The 18421-nt window shown below is 69.7% G+C and carries 22 protein-coding genes; 7 read left to right on the plus strand and 15 right to left on the minus strand.

From position 1 onward, the window contains the following. Positions 1-44: 44 nt before the first annotated feature. Positions 45-671, minus strand: coding sequence for a hypothetical protein (locus ACF1CT_RS36580; RefSeq protein WP_391788354.1), 627 nt, complete (start codon positions 669-671; stop codon positions 45-47). A gap of 61 nt (positions 672-732) precedes the next feature. Here ACF1CT_RS36580 and ACF1CT_RS36585 point away from each other — a divergent pair, with 61 nt between their 5' ends. Then, positions 733-1371: a glycosyltransferase gene (locus tag ACF1CT_RS36585; protein WP_391788377.1), complete on the plus strand. Its 639-nt coding sequence runs from the start codon at positions 733-735 to the stop codon at positions 1369-1371. 259 nt (positions 1372-1630) lie between these two features. Further along, positions 1631-2167, plus strand: a complete 537-nt coding sequence (locus ACF1CT_RS36590; protein WP_391788355.1) for a hypothetical protein — start codon at positions 1631-1633, stop codon at positions 2165-2167. A 241-nt stretch (positions 2168-2408) separates the two neighbouring features. On the opposite strand, the gene ACF1CT_RS36595 is transcribed toward ACF1CT_RS36590, so the two are convergent. Continuing rightward, positions 2409-2831 (minus strand): arsenate reductase ArsC, encoded by a 423-nt coding sequence (locus tag ACF1CT_RS36595; RefSeq protein WP_391788356.1) that lies wholly within the window; start codon positions 2829-2831, stop codon positions 2409-2411. 95 nt (positions 2832-2926) lie between these two features. On the opposite strand from ACF1CT_RS36595, the gene ACF1CT_RS36600 reads away from it, so the two are divergent. Continuing rightward, complete coding sequence (locus ACF1CT_RS36600; protein WP_391788357.1) at positions 2927-3235, plus strand: ArsR/SmtB family transcription factor; 309 nt, start codon at positions 2927-2929, stop codon at positions 3233-3235. Next, positions 3232-4341 carry an ACR3 family arsenite efflux transporter gene (gene arsB, locus ACF1CT_RS36605; RefSeq protein ID WP_391788358.1) on the plus strand — a complete coding sequence of 370 codons (1110 nt, stop codon included), beginning with the start codon at positions 3232-3234 and terminating at the stop codon, positions 4339-4341. The genes ACF1CT_RS36600 and arsB overlap by 4 nt, the downstream gene beginning before the upstream one ends. Before the next feature lie 400 nt (positions 4342-4741). Here the strand turns inward: arsB and ACF1CT_RS36610 are convergent, their stop codons facing one another. After that, entirely contained in the window at positions 4742-5323 is a 582-nt protein-coding gene (locus tag ACF1CT_RS36610; protein ID WP_391788359.1) for a TetR/AcrR family transcriptional regulator, read from the minus strand. A gap of 184 nt (positions 5324-5507) precedes the next feature. Here ACF1CT_RS36610 and ACF1CT_RS36615 point away from each other — a divergent pair, with 184 nt between their 5' ends. After that, positions 5508-6677, plus strand: a complete 1170-nt coding sequence (locus ACF1CT_RS36615) for a hypothetical protein (RefSeq protein ID WP_391788360.1) — start codon at positions 5508-5510, stop codon at positions 6675-6677. A 157-nt stretch (positions 6678-6834) separates the two neighbouring features. On the opposite strand, the gene ACF1CT_RS36620 is transcribed toward ACF1CT_RS36615, so the two are convergent. After that, positions 6835-7347 carry a hypothetical protein gene (locus ACF1CT_RS36620; RefSeq protein ID WP_391788361.1) on the minus strand — a complete coding sequence of 171 codons (513 nt, stop codon included), beginning with the start codon at positions 7345-7347 and terminating at the stop codon, positions 6835-6837. A gap of 154 nt (positions 7348-7501) precedes the next feature. After that, entirely contained in the window at positions 7502-8764 is a 1263-nt protein-coding gene (locus ACF1CT_RS36625) for an erythromycin esterase family protein (protein WP_391788362.1), read from the minus strand. Positions 8765-8822: 58 nt separating this feature from the next. Here ACF1CT_RS36625 and ACF1CT_RS36630 point away from each other — a divergent pair, with 58 nt between their 5' ends. Continuing rightward, positions 8823-9590, plus strand: a complete 768-nt coding sequence (locus ACF1CT_RS36630; RefSeq protein WP_391788363.1) for a TioE family transcriptional regulator — start codon at positions 8823-8825, stop codon at positions 9588-9590. Between the two features lie 186 nt (positions 9591-9776). Here ACF1CT_RS36630 and ACF1CT_RS36635 read toward each other — a convergent pair whose 3' ends face one another. The 3 genes from ACF1CT_RS36635 to ACF1CT_RS36645 form a co-directional block, all read right to left on the minus strand. Next, positions 9777-10085, minus strand: a complete 309-nt coding sequence (locus ACF1CT_RS36635; protein WP_391788364.1) for a hypothetical protein — start codon at positions 10083-10085, stop codon at positions 9777-9779. Between the two features lie 426 nt (positions 10086-10511). Further along, positions 10512-11453 (minus strand): serine protease, encoded by a 942-nt coding sequence (locus ACF1CT_RS36640; protein WP_391788365.1) that lies wholly within the window; start codon positions 11451-11453, stop codon positions 10512-10514. A gap of 510 nt (positions 11454-11963) precedes the next feature. Next, on the minus strand, positions 11964-12140 hold the full coding sequence (locus ACF1CT_RS36645; protein ID WP_391788366.1) for a hypothetical protein: 177 nt from the start codon (positions 12138-12140) through the stop codon (positions 11964-11966). Positions 12141-12187: 47 nt separating this feature from the next. Between ACF1CT_RS36645 and ACF1CT_RS36650 the strand changes: the two genes are divergently transcribed. Next, positions 12188-12412 carry a peptidase inhibitor family I36 protein gene (locus tag ACF1CT_RS36650; RefSeq protein WP_391788367.1) on the plus strand — a complete coding sequence of 75 codons (225 nt, stop codon included), beginning with the start codon at positions 12188-12190 and terminating at the stop codon, positions 12410-12412. Positions 12413-12513: 101 nt separating this feature from the next. Here the strand turns inward: ACF1CT_RS36650 and ACF1CT_RS36655 are convergent, their stop codons facing one another. The 7 genes from ACF1CT_RS36655 to ACF1CT_RS36685 form a co-directional block, all read right to left on the minus strand. Further along, a complete protein-coding gene (locus ACF1CT_RS36655; protein ID WP_391788368.1) occupies positions 12514-12987 on the minus strand; it encodes an NUDIX hydrolase in 474 nt (157 codons plus the stop codon). A gap of 580 nt (positions 12988-13567) precedes the next feature. Further along, positions 13568-14035, minus strand: coding sequence for a MarR family winged helix-turn-helix transcriptional regulator (locus tag ACF1CT_RS36660; protein ID WP_391788369.1), 468 nt, complete (start codon positions 14033-14035; stop codon positions 13568-13570). A 908-nt stretch (positions 14036-14943) separates the two neighbouring features. Further along, positions 14944-15720, minus strand: a complete 777-nt coding sequence (locus ACF1CT_RS36665) for a hypothetical protein (RefSeq protein ID WP_391788370.1) — start codon at positions 15718-15720, stop codon at positions 14944-14946. Between the two features lie 438 nt (positions 15721-16158). Next, entirely contained in the window at positions 16159-16545 is a 387-nt protein-coding gene (locus ACF1CT_RS36670) for a hypothetical protein (protein ID WP_391788371.1), read from the minus strand. Beyond that, positions 16535-16747, minus strand: a complete 213-nt coding sequence (locus tag ACF1CT_RS36675; RefSeq protein WP_391788372.1) for a helix-turn-helix transcriptional regulator — start codon at positions 16745-16747, stop codon at positions 16535-16537. The genes ACF1CT_RS36670 and ACF1CT_RS36675 overlap by 11 nt, the downstream gene beginning before the upstream one ends. Positions 16748-16842: 95 nt before the next feature. Next, complete coding sequence (locus tag ACF1CT_RS36680) at positions 16843-18147, minus strand: BNR-4 repeat-containing protein (protein WP_391788373.1); 1305 nt, start codon at positions 18145-18147, stop codon at positions 16843-16845. A gap of 81 nt (positions 18148-18228) precedes the next feature. Further along, positions 18229-18421, minus strand: a 193-nt coding sequence (locus ACF1CT_RS36685) for a hypothetical protein (protein WP_391788374.1), incomplete at its 5' end; no start/stop codon positions are given.

Raw genomic sequence — 18421 nt, forward strand, 5'->3', positions numbered from 1 at the left:
TACTTTCCGGTGTTGGTCAATGGTAAGGGCTGTTCCGTGACTCATCAGGGATGGCGGGAGGCCCTCGGCGGAGGGGGAAGCCGCACATGTCCGCAGTACTCATCTGCTCGTCGCCCGCGGAAGGTCACGTCACTCCCCTGCTGGCGGTCTCCCGCGGCCTGGTCGCGGCCGGACACCGCGTGGTGCTGCTGACGGGCCGACGTTTCGCCGACCGGGTCCGGGCCACCGGGGCCGACTTCGCGCCATTGCCGCGGGCGGTGGACTTCGACGACACCTGGGCCGACTCGCATCCGGAACGGGCCGGGAAACGGGGCCTCGCGGCGATGCGCTTCGACCTGGACCACATGTTCTTCCGCGCCGCCGAGCCGCAGTACGAGACCGTCACCGCCCTGATCGACGCACACGGTATCGATGCCGTGCTGGCCGAACCACTGTTCCTCGGCGCGGTCCCGCTGGCCCTGCTGCCCCGCGACCGCCGCCCGCGGCTGATGCTGGCGGGCATCGTCCCGCTGCCGCTGACGGGCCCCGACGTCGCCCCGTTCGGGCTCGGCCTGGCGCCGCGCGGCGGACCGCTGGGCCGACTGCGCAACCGGGCGCTGACGACACTGGTGCGGCGGGTGGTCTTCCCCGCCGCAGCAGCGGGACCTGTCGCGGCTGTGCAGGCGGATCACGGGTCGCCCGCTGCCCGGCCTGTTCCTCGACTGGCCCGCACTCGCGGACGACCTGGTACAGCTGACCGTCCCGGACTTCGAGTACCCGCGGCCCGGGACGGTCGCGCCTGTGCACTTCATCGGCCCACTGGGCCGCAGCTCCACGAGCGACCATCCGCTGCCCGACTGGTGGACCGACCTCGACAACGAACGCCCGGTCGTCCTGGTCACCCAGGGAACGGCGGCCAACACCGACTTCGACGAGCTGATCAACCCGGCGGTCGCGGCCCTGGCGGGAGAGGACGTGACCGTCGTCGTCGCCACCTGCGGCCGCGCCACACCGGCCTGGGAGGCCGGCCTGCCCGGCAACGTGAGAACCGCCGCGTTCCTGCCGTACGACGAACTGCTGCCGCGCACCGCCCTGATGGTCACCAACGGCGGATACGGCGGTGTGCATTTCGCGCTGCGCCACGGGGTCCCGCTGGTGGTCGCCGGAGCCACCGAGGACAAGGCGGAGGTGGCCGCCCGGGTCTCCTGGTCGGGGGCGGGCATCGGGCTGCGCACCAACCGCCCGTCGGTGGGGACACTGGGTGCGGCGGCCCGCCGGGTACTGGCCGAACCCGACTACCGGCACCGGGCCGGGGCCCTGGCCGAACAGATCGCGGCGGCGGGCGGCATCGACGCCCTGGTGGCCCTGATCGACACGGACCGCACGGCCTGACGCGCACCCGAGGTCCGACAGCGCGGCCGAGGGCCGACAGTGCGGCCGAGGTCCGACAGTGCGGCCGAGGTCCGACAGTGCGGCCGAGGTCCGACAGCGCGGCCGACGGCGACCGTCCGCGGCCACCCTGCGCGGCACGTGCGGAGGTCGCTCAACACGCCGATGTCGTAAAGGCGATGGGCCACCGGCGCCCGTTCCGTCGGCCGTCTACTGTACGGACACGCCGTGTTACTCATCGCGGCCACCGGAGGAGGAATCTGTGTCATCGCCCTACGACCCCCAGCACGCTCCCGTCGGCGATGTGGGCGCAGCGCTCATGGTGATCGACTCTCGGCTCAAGGGCATCCACGACGGCAAGACCGAGACCGACCCCGAACAGCAGGCGCTGATCGAACAGTTCATGGCGTCGCTGGGCCCCGACGGGGCAGATGACGTGCTGGACGGCGCGTGCACGCTCATTTTCATGTTCATGACGTGGCTGCGGAAGATTCACGAGGACCACGACAAGGACGTCATCGAGTACGTGGTGCCCACCCTCGTGGCCACGATGCGCATGATGCCCAGGAGCGTTCCCACGGAAGCCATCCCCATCATGGCCGGCCTGGTCATCGCCGCGGGCACCGGCCTGAGCCCCAACCTGTGGCGCAAGCAGTACGGGGACTGGACCGAGAAGGAGATGACTCCTCTGGAAGTCACCGCCTTCCTGCTCGCGGAGCACATCAACCGCATCACCGACGACCCCGACTTCGCCACCCGCATGATCACCGAAGCGCTGTCCCGTTCGGACGAAGCCTGACGCGCGCGGCATCGGCGAGGAGGGGCGTGGAGCCGGTAGGGGTGCGTCCGGAGCGGACGGGAGTGCACACCGTCGCGGTGTCCTGCGACGCGGACGGCCAGGCACGGTAGGGGCGCCGTGCCCGTCGCTGCCGACGTTCCTCGGCGAGCAGCGCGCAGACCGGGCGGAACGTGACGTCGGGCCGGTCGGCGACCCGGCACTCCCGGACCCGGAGCCGATGGCACCTACCTCGCGCACCCGCTCACATCGCGCTCTCCGGGGCGATGTCCGCGATGAGCCCCTCGACGAGGGTCCTGATCTCGTCGCGGATGGGGCGGACGGCCTCGACGCCCTGTCCGGCGGGGTCGTCGAGCTTCCAGTCGAGGTAACGCTTGCCGGGGAAGACGGGGCAGGTGTCGCCGCAGCCCATGGTGACGCACACGTCGGACTCGCGGACGGCGTCGACGGTGAGGATCTTCGGGGTCTCGGTGGCGATGTCGATGCCGACCTCGGCCATTGCTTCGACGGCGGCGGGGTTCACCGCGTCACCGGGGTCGGAGCCGGCGGAGCGGACCTCGACGCGGTCCCCGGCCAGGTGGGTCAGCCAGGCGGCGGCCATCTGGGAGCGGCCGGCGTTGTGGACGCAGACGAACAGGACGGACGGCTTGCCGGAGGACTCGGCCATGGCGATCGTTCTCTCTCGTCTCAGGGACGGCATCAGCCGCCCATGACTTCAGTCTCTGCTGATATCAGCAGGCGGTGATGTGAAAATATCAGTGCATGCTGACTTCAGTCGATACTGACCTGATCCGTGCGCTGGGCGATCCGCTCCGCCTGAGGATCGTGACCCTGCTGGCCCGCGAGACGCTCTGCACGACGCACCTGGTCGAGGAGACCGGCGCGAAGCAGACCAACCTGTCCAACCACCTGAAGGTGCTGCGCGAGGCCGGGGTGGTGGAGACCGAGCCGTGCGGCCGCTTCACCTACTACAGGCTGCGCCCCGAGGTCCTGGCCGGCCTCTCCGGGCAGTTCGCCGCGCTGGCCGAGTCCGCCCGTACCGCTGCCGGGAACAAGAGGGCCTGCCCGTGACCTCCACCGAACCCGCCACCACGTCGGGCGGGGACGAGTCGATCGTCAAGAAGCTCTCCACGCTCGACCGCTATCTCGCGGTGTGGATCCTGCTCGCCATGGCCGTCGGCCTGGGCCTGGGGCGGCTGATCCCGGGGATGAACGGCGCGCTGGCGAAGATCGAGATCGGCGGGATCTCCCTGCCGATCGCGCTCGGCCTGCTCGTCATGATGTACCCGGTCCTGGCCAAGGTCCGCTACGACAGGCTCGACACCGTCACCGGCGACCGCAAGCTGATGGTGTCCTCGCTGGTCATCAACTGGATCGTCGGCCCGGCGGTCATGTTCGCCCTCGCGTGGACCCTCCTGCCGGACCTGCCCGAGTACCGCACCGGACTGATCGTCGTCGGCCTCGCCCGGTGCATCGCCATGGTCATCATCTGGAACGACCTCGCCTGCGGCGACCGAGAAGCCGCCGCCGTACTCGTCGCCCTCAACAGCGTGTTCCAGGTCGTCGCGTTCGGTCTGCTCGGCTGGTTCTACCTCGACCTGCTGCCCCGGTGGCTGAACCTCGGCGACGGCCAGGGCCTGGACGTCTCCGTCTGGCACATCGCCCTGAACGTCATCGTCTTCCTCGGCATCCCGCTGCTGGCAGGCTTCCTCACCCGCCGCATCGGCGAGCGGAAGGCGGGCCGCGAGAACTACGAGGCCAGGTTCCTGCCGAGGGTCGGCCCCTGGGCGCTGTACGGGCTGCTCTTCACCATCGTCATCCTGTTCGCCCTCCAGGGGAAGACGATCACCTCGCAGCCCCTGGACGTGGTCCGGATCGCGCTGCCGCTGCTCGTCTACTTCGCGATCATGTTCTTCGGCACCTTCCTGCTCGGCAAGGCCCTCGGACTCGCCTACGACCGCACGGCCACCCTGGCGTTCACCGCGGCGGGCAACAACTTCGAACTCGCCATCGCCGTCGCCATCGCCACCTTCGGTGTCACCTCCGGCCAGGCCCTGTCCGGGGTCGTCGGCCCGCTGATCGAGGTACCCGTCCTGATCGGACTCGTGTACGTCGCACTCGCCTGGCGCAAGAAGTTCGGCCCCGCAGCACTCACCACCCCGGAGAGGAACGGCTGAGCATCAGGGAACGTGCAGATGTGATCGGGAACGCGCCGGGCGCAGGGGCCTCGTGGTCACCGGGTTGCGGCAGCGGGACGCCCGAGCGGCGAACGTCCTTCCCCCGGCGGACTCTTCGACGCCCCGTCGGCCGACCCGGCCGACAGCTCAGGATGCTGCGCCGTTCCGGCGCCCGCTGCCGTACGGATCGGTGCCACCGGCGCCACTTCGTCGGCCGCGGCCACCGAGGAACCGCCATCGTCCGGAGACTGCTGCGGAGCCTGAGCCGCCGAGGAGCCCGAACCGCTGTGTCCCGGCCGTCCGATGGCCGGGACACCTCCCTCTCGCGTCACGAGCACCGTGTCATGACATCGGCCCGGCTCATCCGGCTCGTCCGGCCCGTCCGGCTCGTTCGGTTCGCTCAGTTCCTCGGGCGCATTCCGAGGAAGAGGGCGTCGATGAGGCGGTCGACGTACGCGTGCGTCAGCGGTTCCCGGGCGATCAGGAACTGGAAGTACAGCGGACCGGACAGGATCGCCATCGCCAGATCCAGATCGAAGTCGGGCGACAACTGCCCCTGGTCGCGGGCCTTCTTCAGACGGCCGACGGTCTTGTCGGCCTGGGGGTTGATGAAACGTTCGTTGAGTGCGGCGGCGACCTGGGGATCGTGCTGGGCCTCGACCACCAGAGCCTGATACAGAGGTCCCAGGGGTGGGAGACTCAGGAGGTCGACGGCGGAGTGGATCTGCTCGCGCAGGTCGGCGACGACATCACCGGTGTCGGGGTAGTCCAGGTCGGGCTCGTTCAGCGACAGCAGCGAATCGAGGAACAGGGCTCCCTTGGACGGCCAGCGGCGATAGATCGTGTGCTTGCCGGCGCCGGCACGGGCCGCGACCGCCTCGATGCTGAGTTTGGCGTAGCCGAGTTCCTGGCCCAACTCCAATGTGGTCCGCATGATGGCTTCGGTCCGGTCAGCGGCGCGACCGCTGCGTTTGTCGGTCATCCCGCCACCATAACGGTACGGCACGTGCCGTATTGACAATTCCGCCTTTCTGTCAGCATGCTCACCTATCGACACGGCACGTGCCGTGTAGGTGGTGAGGGAACCATGAGATCGGCAACCACGGACCCGGCGCTTCGGCTCGTCGGTCTCCGGGCGCACCCTGATGATGGAGTGCTCCACCGGCATGCGCAAGAAGATCGGCCCGGCCGCCGCGTCGCTGCACGAGCCGAAGCCACTGGTTCTGCACGAGCCGAAGCCACTGGTTCTGCACGCGCCGATGCCGCTGGTCCTGGACGGGCCGCTGGAGGCGGTCGATCCCGTCTCGACGGCGCCGTCCGGTCGGCGACGACTCGCCCCGGACGGAGGGTCCGGAATGGTTGATGTCCTGACCCGGATGAAGCCGGCCGCCCAGCACAGCTCCATGACCGGGCAACGATCCGCCCGGATGATCGTCGGCGGCGTGGTCGGTCTGGCACTCGCCGCCGCCGTGCTCCTGACCGCCGCCCGGCCCTACGCGGTCGAGTCGCTCCGGTTCGATCTGCTCGGCGTCGCGCTGGCCGCGTGGACGGCCGGCTGGCTGCTGGGGCCCGCGATCTTCGACGGTGGGGACGACAGTCCGCGCCCCGAACACTTCGCCCTCCACACGCTGAGCCGACACGCCCTGACCACGTACCTCGCGGCGGCCTTCGTCGGTATCGGCCCGGCGGTGACCCTTGTGGCGTTCACCGGGCTCGTGGTCGTGGCCGTCGGCCTCGGCACCGGGGCCGTCGTTGTCGGTGTGCTCGCGGCCGTGCTTCAACTCGTCTTCACCGTGCTGTCCTCCCGTTTGGCCACCGCCGTGCTCGGCCAGGTCGCACGGACCCGGACCGGAGCCGTGTCGGCGGCGCTCGTCAGCGCGGCCGTCCTGGCCGCCCTCCACTCGGGCTGGGTGCTGGAGCCGCTGGTGCGCACGGTCCTGAGCACGGGATTTCCCGGCGCCTTCAGCACGTCGGTGCGTGCCCTGCCGTCGGGCTGGGGGCTGACCGCCGTCGAGGCGGCCGGGCGCGGTGACTGGCCCGGCGCATGTGCCGCCCTGACAGGTCTGGCCGTGCTCGGGGTCGGATGCCTGTGCGGCTGGACCGTACTGATGCGGCGGCGATCGACCACCCACCGGGCCGCCGGACGACCCGCGGGGGCCGCCACCGACCAGTGGGCGCATGGCCCGGTCACCACGGCCGCTGCCAGGGAACTGCGCACGTACCCCCGCGACCTGCAACGCTTCCACCTGGTCTGCTTCGCCCTGGCGTACGCGCTGGTCTTCTGCCTGCTGCCGCTTGCCGTCGGCGCGTCGGTCCTGCTGCCGTGGCCGGGCTGATCTTCGCCCTGTGAACGGCCGCCGTCCCACGCCAAGTTCCACGGCGACGAGGGAGGAGAGCCGTGAGGCAAGAGCATGATCCCCGGGCCCCGAACGGCTCGGCCTCGACCCGGCTCCCGCCCGCCGGCGGCGGTTCGTCGTCAGTGGCGGTTCGTCGTCAGCGACGGCTCCCCGGGTAGGCGGGGTCCTCGGTGATCCTCACCTTCTGGGGTGCGTCCCGGGGAAAGGTCCAGATCCACCCGGCGGTACTGACCGCGGTCACCTCGGCGTCGTCCAGGGTGACTTCGCGGAACGGATTGGACCAGTTGGAGACGGCGAGCCATTCGAGGGTGCTCTCGTCGTCGTCCCGGGTCAGCGCGACCCAGCCGATGGATCCGTGATGGGCCGACTCTCCCGCCCAGGCACGGCCTCCCGCATGGGCGTGTGTGGCGAGTGCGGAGTCGACCTCCACCCAGTTGTCGGTGCTCCACTCGGTGGCGCGCAGGGCCTCGATCCAGTGCCACTCCTCGGCACCGGGACCGTCGGGCCGATCGGACGACCGCATGCGCAGCAGATCCATCACCGTGAGAGAGCCGTCGGCGAACATGATGAAGTCCCCGTCGGGGGCCTCCCGGTCACGCCACCGGCTGCGTACCCGCTGGGCCATGGTTCCCTCGGCCGAAACGTTCATGCGCGGCATTGTGGCACGGAGCGTCGGAGCCGCTGCCCGATCCCCGCCTGCGGGTGGTGAGGACGGCGGGACAGCGGGGCGACCGTGGTTCCCCGGTCGGCGCAGGCCCGTTCGTGGACGACCGAAAGGCCCGACTGTGGACGACCGCAGGCCCTCAGGACCCTGCCCGGCCTCTTCGGCCGACGGGCGCGGAGCTCTGCTCCGCCCGCCGGACGTCCTTGAGGAAGACGATGCCGTCGCTGTTCGCCAAGTGGCCCGGGTCGAACGGGGCGTAGCCGAACCAGGGCGATACGCGGGGCACGGGCCGGGTGTCACCGAGGGCGGTGGCCAGCCGTGGGGCATCGACGACGCAGCGGTCCTCCGGGAGCGCGTACAGGAGTCCTTCGACGGTGTCCGCCGGCGGCGTGTCCACTCCCCGGTGCCGGATCGTGCCGAGGGCCGTGGACACGAAGGCGTACTCCCCGCCGAGCCGGGCGCTCACCAGCGCGCCGGCGCTCCACCACTCCACCGGCCCCTCCCACATCCGCATCGAGCTCCTCTCCCGTTGGAGATGGGCGTTCTGGGCGTGGGCGAGCGTGGGCCCCCGTTCGGCGAGGGCGAGGAGGTTGTGGGCCATCATCTGGTCCCGGACGGCCACCAGCCGGGTCATGCGGGCAGGTGAGGTGTCGGCCATCGAGTGGTGGTAGCGCAGCAGACCGGTCGCGGTGCGCCCGTACAGGCGTGCCCGGTCCCAGTCGTCCCGAGAGGTCGTCGTGACCAGGTGCGGCATCTGCTGGTCGAGCAGCGCCACCAGATCGTCGGCGAGCAGCCGCAGCCGGCCGGCCTCGGCCGACTGCCCCACGGACCGGGCCGGATCCAGCATCGCGGCGGGATCGGTCCATCGGTCGTCGGCGCCGAGCAGGCGGTCGAGCGCGTCCGCGGTGCAGGGGAGCAGCTCCGCGTCCACCTGCGCGGAGAGGTAGTCGTGGAGTGAGGTGAGGGCCCGCCGGGGACTCGCGGCGTGGGTGATCTCCAGCGGGCCGTCGAAACCGGCGAAACGGACCGGCTCGGACGCGGGCCTGCCGTCGTCGTCGGCGCGGGCGTTGTGGGCGCGCATCCAGCGCACGAGCTCGCGGTTGGCCGCGGAGGCGCCCCAGTCGTGACTGAACCCGCGCTCCATCACCTCGTCGAGCGAGCCCGCGCCCGAGGTGATGTAGTCGTCCACGACCAGGCCGCTCACACAGTCGCTTTCGAGGGTGATGGTCCGGTAGCCCTCCTCCTCGACGAGCTGTCGGAAGAGCTCGTTGCGCAGGTCGAGAAGTGCGTCCTCGCCATGGGTGGGCTCGCCCAGCGCGAGCAGTCGAGGCCTGGCAGGGAGCAGTCCCATGACGGCGGCGGCCTCGACGGCGTGCACGGCGTCCTTGATGTCAGTAGCCATGCCCTCAACGGTATCGTTGAAGCTTCGGTGGAGACTTTTCCGCGATACCGTCGGCTTCATGGGGAAAAACCTTCAAAGTCGTGAGCGGCTCAGGCCGGTCGACCTGGCGCGCGAGCACGGTCTTTCCACACAGGCGGTCAGGAACTACGAGGAGGCCGGCATCCTTCCGGCCGCCGACCGCACCCCTCACGGCTACCGCACCTACACCTCGCTGCACGCGGGGGCCCTGCGCGCGTTTCTCGCCCTGGTTCCGGGCCACGGCCACCGGACGGCCACATCGATCATGCGGGCGGTGAACCGGGGCGGCGTCGACGAGGCGTTCCGCCTCATCGACGAGAGCCATGCCCAGCTCCTCGACGACCGGCTGACCCTCCGGGCCGTGGAGAGAGCCCTTCGCGACCTGGAACCCGTCAAGGAGCCCGAGCCCGCCACGGCGTCCGAGCCCCGTGCGGGATCCGGGCCGACTGCGGGATCCGGGCCCGGCGGCACGTTCATCGGGCCGCTGGCAGGGAAGCTCGGCATCCGGCCCGCGACCTTGCGCGCCTGGGAGCGAGCCGGGCTGGTGTGTCCGCGCCGCGACCCGCGGACCGGGTACCGCGTGTACGACGAGGCCGACGTCCGGGACGCCGGGCTGGCACACCAGCTCAGGCGCGGCGGCTACCCACTGGAGCAGATCGCCCCACTGATCGCCCAGGTGCGGGGGGCCGGCGGGCCGGAACCGCTGGAGGCCGCGCTGTGCGACTGGCACGGACGGCTGTCCGCCCGCGGACGGGCGATGCTGACCGGCGCCGCAGCGCTGGAGGCGTACCTGCGCGAGCGCGGATGAGACGCCCGCCGTCGGCCGAGGAGACCGCCGGGGCCGTTGCGGCTGTGCCGCCGAGCGGGGTCGGGGCGAGCGCGGTGGCAAGGAGGGCGGCCCGGACCATCCGATGGTGCGCCGGAGCGAGCTCACAAGGCCCCATTCGCCCACACTCCCTCCTCCGCCCCCGGAGCCGAAGCCGCGTGACGCCGCTCACCGCTCCACCCCCTCTTGCTCCCCGGCTCGTTGCTCAAGAGCTCGGTACTCAGGTGACGGATGAACCAGCTCGGGGTGTTCCGCTGCGTACCGATCGCTGTGGATCGCCAGCATCGCCCAGTGCCACGCCTCGTCGTGAAAGATCAGCCCGCGGTACGGCGCCTCAGCCGGTTCGTACGGGTATCGCTCCAGGGCCGCCTCCCCGGCCTCTTTCGGCGTCAGCCCGCCGTGATGCTGCATCACCCATGCGTAGCCACGCCGCTCGGTCTGCAGGCAGTCGAGATACTCGGCTTCGTCCCATGTCACGGCTCGACGGTAGACCGGTCGCCGGAGGGGCGGAGAGTCACTGAGGCCAGGTGGCCGGTCGGCGTCGGCTGCGGCGATCCAGGCGGGGGCGCCGGAGTGGCGGATCAGCCGGGCGGCCGGCGGCCCGGCTTCAGGTGTCGGGAGTACATTGACCACGCGATGGTCTTCGACGCCGGCCACGACGCACCGCGATGGCTCCCCAGGATCTGTGCCAGAACCGCTCTCGCGCGAACGCCCACGAGCCTCAAGAACGCGAACCGCTGCCGGAACGAATGGACGGACGCTGCAGGCCCGAAATGAACGGAGCCAGGGCCCGCCGGTCACCCGTCCGACGCCGGTCACCCCCTGTGGATGCCTGATCTCCGTGCGAGGGGCTGGGGGATGCCGGAGCGCGGACGGGCCTTCCTCGTCCTGTCGGGCGCCGACTCAGTGTGCCGGGACCGCTGCCGGTTTCGGGAGCGTGCAGCCCGTGGCCGACAGGTCGAGTTCGTTGCCCGTCGTGAAGCAGGCGGGGATGCCGTGGGTTTCCTGGGCGTATCCGATTCCCTTGCGGACGGTGACGGCCCCCTGCTCGTTCACCTCACAGGGGTTGTTGAGGGTGCAGCTCTGGCCGCTCTCGTTGATGGTGTTGTTGATCGCCGTGACCTGCCCGGTCGTCGTGTCGATGACCGGAGAGCCCGAGGTGCCCCCGATGACCTGGCACCCGGAGGTGTAGCGGACGGCATCCTTCCACGTCCACTGGCCCTCCTTCAGTCGGTAGGCGAACCCGTCGACGGAGCAGGAGTACACCCGCTTCCAGTACCCGGAGACCACATCGATCGCGTGTCCCTGCACCGGGTGGGTCGCGGACAGCGTCAGCGGCGCGATCCCCGTGGACTGCTGTATCTCGGCGTAGGTCTTGGTCAGTTGGTAGAGCGTGACGTCCGTGTCGGTCATCGTGGCGTAGACGACCTTGTTCGCCTTGAGCGTTCCGGCAGTGCCGGCCGAGGCGTTGAGCAGCGTGAAGCTGCGGCTGGAGGACTGGCCGGTGATGACCTGCCCCGCGCTCGGGAAGCCGGTTTCGAGGCAGTGACCGTTCGTCATGACCAGCCCCGGGTCCGTCGCCTGCGAGTTCGGCATGCGGATCAGGGAGCCCGAACAGTTGCTGAGGGCCACGGTGCCCGCGAAGGAGGCGGCTCTCACCGAGGCGGGCGAGCTCGCGGCGGACGAGACGGCCTTGCCGCCCGCGGGGTGCGCGGCGGCCGTCGTGGCAGCGGGGGTCGTCCCGCTTGCGTGGTCGGTTGCCGCGGTCGCCGTGCCCGTGGTGCCCACCAGGGCGGCGGCGCCGAGGGCCACGGCGGCGAGGGTGGCGAGGAGAGGCTTGCGCATGGTGATGGTCGGTCCTCTCGGTTCAGCCCGGGAGCCCGGTGGCTCCCGGACGGTGAAGGGTGACCGCATTGTCGATGTACAGCCAATCTCCCCGCTACCCCGCCACTCCGCCCTGGCTCTTTCTGCCCTCTTGACAGCCACCGACCCAGGGCCGTCTTCCGTGACCAACGGGCTTATACGGGTCGACCGTTCGGGACCGCCCTCGGAGCTCGTCACATGGTCAGGACGACATGCCTCGACGACGCGCGACGCCGCTGTTGTCCTTCCGTTTCGGTGCTGCGGAGTGCTGGTACCGCCACTGCGGCGACCCGGCCCGGTCTCCTCGCGGACACAGTTCTCGATGGGCCTCACCGGGTACCGTGCGAGCGCTGTCCAGGTGGAGGCGGACGAACCGCCGGATCGCCTCCCACCGGCTGGATCCGGTGGTTTCTGGAGTCCGGTACGAAACGGCGGCCACCGATGGCTCACTGCCCGACGGAAGAAGCAAGGGGCGTGCCGCGACGCCCGGGGTCAGTACATTCGGCAGAGTTCTGGTGGCGGGAACGGCAATGGCCGCCGCGCTGGTTTCCCCAGCAGCAGCAGCAGCAGCAGCAGCAGCAGCAGCAGCAGCAGCAACGACAACGACGACAACAGCAGCCACAACGACGACGACGGCATCGGCATCAACAACAGCCGTCGGCTACGCATGCGGCGAGGAGCGTGTCTGCCTGTACGGGGGAGGTGCGGGCCGGGGCGTGACGTTCTCCACCCGTCACGCCGTCCCCGGCCTCCGTGCCGCCGGGTTCGACGACAGGGCGCGCAGTGTCTTCAACAGCACAGGCGCCGACCGGTGCCTGTACCAGAACAAGAACTTCGGCGGCGAATGGCGGCTCTTGGAACCAGGGGAGGCGGGGAACCTCACCGGAGAGTCCGACCGGGCGGTGTCCTCGTTGCGGCCGGAGCCCGACGGCGGCTGCTGACCGGCAAGTCCGGCAGACGGGCGCCGCGGCTCCGGCTGACGACCGGGGAGCAGAGGGGCCCGTCCGAGCCGCCCCCGTACTGCAGTCGCCGTGCCCCGCCCCTACCGCGGCCCCTCACACCACGGGCCGTCCGGTACCAGGGCGGCGAGCACGGCCGGAATCCGTGGCGGCTCGACCCTGTCCGGCAGCGCGTCCAGCTCCGACCACAGCACCCACGCATACGAGTCCAGGCTGATCCGCTCGTCGGGGAGCAACCCGGTTCGTACCGGCGAAGGCCGTTCCTCGGCGAACCGCGCCATGAAGAAGTCCTCCGAACCGATGAACCGCACGCCCTTCCATCGCACGTCCCGTTCGACCGGTACCGACCGCTCCAGGACTGCCGCCGGGTCCAGACCGGTCTCCTCCACCAACTCGCGCCGTGCCGCCGCAAGCGGCGTCTCACCGGGGTGGATGCCACCACCCGGTGGCTCCCACAGCCGTGTCCCGTCAGCCGGGTCGCACCAGCGCAGCAGAAGCACGCGGTCGGCGGCGTCCAGGCAGATCACCCGCGCGGCGGGCCGGTGTCTCGCTTCCATGACAGCGACCGTAGTCACGCCCGACGTGCCGATCGAGCCCCGGATACCCGTTGGCCGGCCCTCCCTCCACCGGCCGGGTTCCAGCCGCCCCGCCGGGAACCCACATGCCGGGAACCCACATGCCCGGAACTCCGCATGTCGGGAGGCTCACCGTCGTTGCCGGGAGCTGCGCGTCCCGATGCGCCGGAGCGCGCGCCCGGCGACGGCAGGGCACTGTTGAGTACCGCGACCCCACCCGTGTCCAATGCGGCGGCTGCGCCGGGCACGAAGAGGGGCCGCCACCGCGTCGGATCCTCCGGCCGGAACCTCTCCGGTCAGAACCCCTGAGGCCGGGAGAGCGCACGGGAACCGCGGGACTCGGGAGAGGACGAGGAATGCGGTCCTCGAACGCGACCACGTCAGAGCCTTCCTCCCGGACGTGAGCCACGGCATGCGGAGCAACTCCTGCAATAACGTCCTCCTGGGGCGAGGTGGTGAAGGCAGGGTTCTACTTCGTCTCCATCGGCTCCACCAAGGGCTGTCCCGCAAAGCTCTGTCTGAGTATCCGTTCCACGGATGCCTTGCCCCGGCTTGCGGTCGATCAGGCGACCGTCCCACTCGCGTTGCGGATCAGTCGCTGCAGCACCTTCAGCGTGGTGACGTAGTCCGCGTCGTCGATACCCTCGTGGAGGGCGGCGCGGATCGCGGGGGCGTTGCGGGCCAGGTCGACGCGGGCCTGTTCTCCTTCAGGGGTGAGCCACAGCCGGTCCTCGGTGTCCTGGGCCAGCCAACCGCGCTCAAGGAGCCCCTCGGCCTCCGCCGCCAGGTCGTCCTCGGGACGGATGTAGGAGGACATGGCCTCCCGCAGCTCGGACACGGTCATCCCCTCGCCGTCGGGCGATATGTCGTTCACCGACAGGTTGCGCAGCAGCCAGAACTGGGGCTGGGTGTAGCCCTTTTCAGCCTGCTGGGCCCGGGTGTACGCGATGAGCGCCTCGTAGGCGACACCGGTCCAGTACGCGGCGGGCTGTCCGGCGAGTTCGATGTCGGAGATCTGCTGGGTCGTCATCGGGTCTCCCCTCCAGGTACTTCAGTGTGAAGACCGCACACCGTGCGGGTCATGTGAAGACCGTATGACCTCAAGCGCAGTTGAGATCAAGCGGTGATCTCCCGGACGCCTTGGGCGGGTATACGAGGCGCCCTGGCTCCGGTCCGCGATTGAAGGGTCTTGAGGCGTTGGCCCCAGCATGGATCGATCGCGGCGTCGCCCACACCGTCCTCCTCGGGGACCGGCCCCCCTCGGTACTCGGTACCGCACCGCCTATGTGCTGCCGGGTGAGCATGCCCTCGAACTCGTCGTCCTGACCGCCGCCGAGGACTCACCCACCACCAGGCCCTCGAACGGGCCGCCAGGCCGGCGGCCAGGATGGCGAAGCCGAGCGCAGATGAACACGGATTCCGGTGGAAGGCCCCACGGTTCGCATGCGCTATAGTTGATCTTACAAGTTCGCCGCGTCTCGCGGTGGCTGACAGTGCGTCGGTGGTCCAAGGAAAGACGTCCCGCTTCCTGCGGGAAGGTGCAGGTGCAAGGCCTGCCCGGCGCTCGAAGACGAAGCCCTTCCCCTAGCAGGGGGAAGGGCTTCGTCGTGTGGAACTCAGGAGTGCCGATACTGACTTCGGTTCGTCGGGGTGACCTCTTTCGAAGGCCCCGGCCGTCCCGAGGGACCCGCTGTCCGCCTGGAGGCAGGAGTCGGCCGCACACGGCTGGCGGAGGACCGGGTGCGGGCCGCGGTGACGGTGGCCCGCACCCGGTCCTCCGCCAGCTCGTCAGGGCGCCGGTCGTGCTGGTGTGGAGCCGGCTGAACATCCATGTCCGACGCACCATGCACGGATTGATCGCCGAGCGTGAGCGGCTGACGCTGTTCTCTGTTCCAGCCGTGCACCGTGACGAGGTCGGGACGGTGCACGGCTGGAGTATCAGCTCATCGGCTTGATCGTAACGGGTTCACCGAGGTCGTAGAAGTTCTGGGTGTGCGTGCCTTTCGTGCCCATGAAGTCCACCGAGGCCTGATCGCCGACCGGCATCCAGTCGTCCCCGAACCAGAGGATGAACTCGCTCACCGGTATCTTGTTCCAATTGAAGGGGCCGTCACTGACGATCTTGTAGGACTTCACCGACTCACCGTTGGGGAGCGAGATCTGGTCGAGTGCCTCGTCCACCTTCCAGACCGGCTGCGATTTCACCATCTCCGCGGTCTGCTCCAAGTCCGAGTAGATGCGGTAAAGCTGGCCGGTCGCCCCTACCAGTCGTTCTTCGGGGTCGTCGGACTTGGGATCGCCCTTGACGGGGCCCGAGCCGTTGTCGATCCACATGACGTCATCCAGGAAAGTCATCTTGAACGGCCCGTTGGTGCCTTGCATTTCACCCTGGAAGCTGTACTTGGGATCGTAAGTGAACTCGATGTCGCCGAAGGTGTCGGCGGTGAGGCGCATCTTGCCCGACCCGTAGCTCGAGAGGGCTTCCGAGACGCACACGCCCAGCGCGGCACCATCGAGTTTCGCCCCTGGCTTCAGGTCGAGCGCAGCACAGGACTCGGGTACTTCGCGTTTTTCGGCGACAGGTGTCTCCGCCTCCACTTTCTGTGGCTCCTTGTCCTTTGGTGCCGCAGAATCTTCGGAAGTGCCGCACCCTGCGAGACCGAGCAACAGCATGGTCGAGAGAGTGCCGAGCACCGCACGTTGAGACATCTTCATCTCCGAAATCCCCCAGTAAAAGAAGTCCAGCGTCTTTCAGGTCGCCAACGCGCCAAAGGATACAGACGGTTGGTGCGGGCTGCCCGGGCAGCACCTCCCGGCACGGCTTCTCAGGGCTGTCCCGTAATCCGCGGTGGAACAGTGCGCGGCGTCGGATGCGGTGCATCGCAAGGCGGAGGGACATGCGCATACGGGATGTATGCGGATGTTCCGACAGCGCCGCGAGGTGCCGTAGCTGTCGTCGCGCGCCCACCAGGGACTATGGGACAGCCCTTGGGCGGGCGGGCCGGGAGATCTGTACAGGGAGCTGCCTGCGCCCGGACCCGCACGCCTTCCGGCCCGACGCCGAGCGGGCTCCGGGGATACTGCTCTCGGCGGTGCTGTCACGTCGCTGACGGGGTGAACGCCTGACGGTGAGCCGTTCGGGGCGACGGCTTCTCAGGCGTGCCGGGACCAGAAGGCGACGAACGCGATATAGGTGATGGCGGCGGTGGCCACGAACCAGAAGTAGGGATCGCCGCTCCGTCCGGATGCCAGTTCACCGATGAAGGCGCTGAGATTTCCCACGGTGAGCACCACCCCCGTGCCGGCCCAGGCGCGCCCTCCGATCCGGGCGAAGCGCTCGTCGGGATGCTTCGCGGTGACGCCCTGATAGGTCTCGCTCCGGCGCCCCAGCAGCACCAGGGCAAGACTGCAGATCGCCAGGATCCCGAACGCCGCCAGGCCGGGAGCGAGGTGGCCTCCGGCGGTCGAGGCCACGAGGCAGGCGAGTCCGACGACGAGGAAGAAGCCGGGGACGGAGCGCCTGGCTGTGTCACTGGTCATCCGCGGGGCTCTCTTCGGCATGAAACATCTCCTCGACGCCGACTTCGAAGAACTTGGCCATGGACATGGCGAGCGGCAGGGAAGGTGTGTACCGCTCGGTCTCGATGGCGTTGATCGTTTGCCGTGAGACGCCGAGGGCCGTGCCCAGTTGGCCCTGGGAGAGCCCTCGCGACGACCGCAGTTTCCTGACGCTGTTCCGCACATGTAAAGCTTACTTGTCACCTCTGGATGCTTGTCAAGCTTGCTTTACAGGGGCGCCCCGTCGCCCCGCCGTCAGCGCGGCGACGGGGCCGGTTCTCAACGGCGGCCGTAGTAGAGCGAGTTGTGCGCGGTGTCCGGCAGGTACAGCACGTCGTTCCCGTCCGAGTCCTGTCGCACCGCGAGCCGGTCCGCACTCACGCCCGGCGCGGCGGACTGCGAGGTCCACGTCCCGTCCGCGGCCTGGGTCGCGGCGAAGACACGGTCGGTCCCCGAGGAGGCCACGTAGTACACCCGCTTGGTGTCCGTCGCGTCCCAGGTGATGCCGAGGGCCGCGGCCGTCTGGCCACCGGCGTACACGGTCTTGCTGACCCAGCTGCTGCCACTCGGATAGGCGTAGTACACGCGGAAGTTGCCGCTGCTTTCGGTCGAACGGTAGCGGTAGGCGACCTTCGGGGAGGAGCCGTCGAGGGTGAGCTTGGCGCTCTGCACCGCCGGACCCGTGTAGGCGTTGTCGATGCTCCACTCCTCGCCCGCGGTGAGGTCCTGGATCACGTCGGACGTGGCGGGCGTCACCGGGGTGGTGACGGCCGCGCCCGCGCTGTCGGCGAAGGCGCCGGTCGACGGGTCGTAGCGCAGGTAGGAGAGCTGGTGCCGGAACGCGGTCGCCGGGGCCTTGGCCCACTCGTACAGGAGGTGCACGCGCCCGGCGGCGTCCACCATCAGGTCGTCGGGGTACACGGAGCGGTTCAGCGCGTCGGCGAAGGTGGTGACCACGCTCCAGCGCGAGGCGGCGTTGTCCCAGCGGTACAGCTTTCCGGGGCGCCGGTCGGCGCCGGCACCGACGCGGGCGGCCAGGTACAGATCGCCGTTGGGCGCGGTGGTCACGATCGGGTAGGTGATGCCCACGCCCTGGTCGGGCAGTTCGCCCGCGTGGTCCGTGACGTCCCCGCCGGGGGCCTCGGTGCGGAAGTATCGCCAGGCGTCGGCGTGCATGGAGGCGAACACGTGCAGGCGGCCGCTGCCGTCGCGCGCGACGGACGACTGGTTGTGACCGTTGTCGTCGGGGAACTCGGCCTGCGCCCCGTTCTTGTCGAGCAGCGGCAGGCGGCTCCAGACCCCGTCCGGGTCGCGCCGCGCGATGGCCGGACGGTGCGTGGCGGCCGTCGAGCCGGGCTCGTTGAAGGCGAAGTACGTGTACTGGCCGCGGCCCTTGTACGTGGCGACAGGCGTCCACCAGGCGGCCTGGTTCGACGAGTCCATCGCGTACGGGACCTTCTCGATCACCGTTGCCGCGGCTGCCGTGCTGCCCGTGCCGTCGGCCTGCGCGGCCGGGACGGGCGTGATCAGAGCGGCCAGGGCCGCGGCCGAGGCGGCGTACGTGCGTGCCGTGGAACGTCGCAAGGTGAACTCCTTCGCGGGCGTGATGGTGAGGCGGACGGGGCGGGCCCGAGGGCGGCCCGTACCCTCCGCTGCGCCGGAAACTTACAGCAGATCCCAGATGGCGAACAGGGTTTGCACAATGCGGATTTGAGATACGTCTTGAGGAATGCGCATGCGGCATGCCGAAGGGCCCGGCGGAGAGGCGGGTTCTATTGATCCCCGCAACACCCTGTTGTTCAGGGAGTTGCGGGGATCGTGGATTTTGGAGACCTGAAGGCGAGGTTCTTCGAGGCGT

Source organism: Streptomyces sp. NPDC014734 (genome assembly GCF_043083325.1).
Lineage (GTDB): Bacteria > Actinomycetota > Actinomycetes > Streptomycetales > Streptomycetaceae > Streptomyces.

What these genes read in the sequence shown, in the direction of transcription:
- ACF1CT_RS36595 (WP_391788356.1), bottom strand. Translation starts at nt 2,831, where the DNA reads ATGGCCGAGTCCTCCGGCAAGCCGTCCGTCCTGTTCGTCTGCGTCCAC.
- ACF1CT_RS36600 (WP_391788357.1), top strand. Translation starts at nt 2,927, where the DNA reads ATGCTGACTTCAGTCGATACTGACCTGATCCGTGCGCTGGGCGATCCG.
- ACF1CT_RS36610 (WP_391788359.1), bottom strand. Translation starts at nt 5,323, where the DNA reads ATGACCGACAAACGCAGCGGTCGCGCCGCTGACCGGACCGAAGCCATC.
- ACF1CT_RS36615 (WP_391788360.1), top strand. Translation starts at nt 5,508, where the DNA reads ATGCGCAAGAAGATCGGCCCGGCCGCCGCGTCGCTGCACGAGCCGAAG.
- ACF1CT_RS36620 (WP_391788361.1), bottom strand. Translation starts at nt 7,347, where the DNA reads ATGAACGTTTCGGCCGAGGGAACCATGGCCCAGCGGGTACGCAGCCGG.
- ACF1CT_RS36625 (WP_391788362.1), bottom strand. Translation starts at nt 8,764, where the DNA reads ATGGCTACTGACATCAAGGACGCCGTGCACGCCGTCGAGGCCGCCGCC.
- ACF1CT_RS36630 (WP_391788363.1), top strand. Translation starts at nt 8,823, where the DNA reads ATGGGGAAAAACCTTCAAAGTCGTGAGCGGCTCAGGCCGGTCGACCTG.
- ACF1CT_RS36640 (WP_391788365.1), bottom strand. Translation starts at nt 11,453, where the DNA reads ATGCGCAAGCCTCTCCTCGCCACCCTCGCCGCCGTGGCCCTCGGCGCC.
- ACF1CT_RS36645 (WP_391788366.1), bottom strand. Translation starts at nt 12,140, where the DNA reads ATGCGTAGCCGACGGCTGTTGTTGATGCCGATGCCGTCGTCGTCGTTG.
- ACF1CT_RS36655 (WP_391788368.1), bottom strand. Translation starts at nt 12,987, where the DNA reads ATGGAAGCGAGACACCGGCCCGCCGCGCGGGTGATCTGCCTGGACGCC.
- ACF1CT_RS36660 (WP_391788369.1), bottom strand. Translation starts at nt 14,035, where the DNA reads ATGACGACCCAGCAGATCTCCGACATCGAACTCGCCGGACAGCCCGCC.
- ACF1CT_RS36665 (WP_391788370.1), bottom strand. Translation starts at nt 15,720, where the DNA reads ATGAAGATGTCTCAACGTGCGGTGCTCGGCACTCTCTCGACCATGCTG.
- ACF1CT_RS36670 (WP_391788371.1), bottom strand. Translation starts at nt 16,545, where the DNA reads ATGACCAGTGACACAGCCAGGCGCTCCGTCCCCGGCTTCTTCCTCGTC.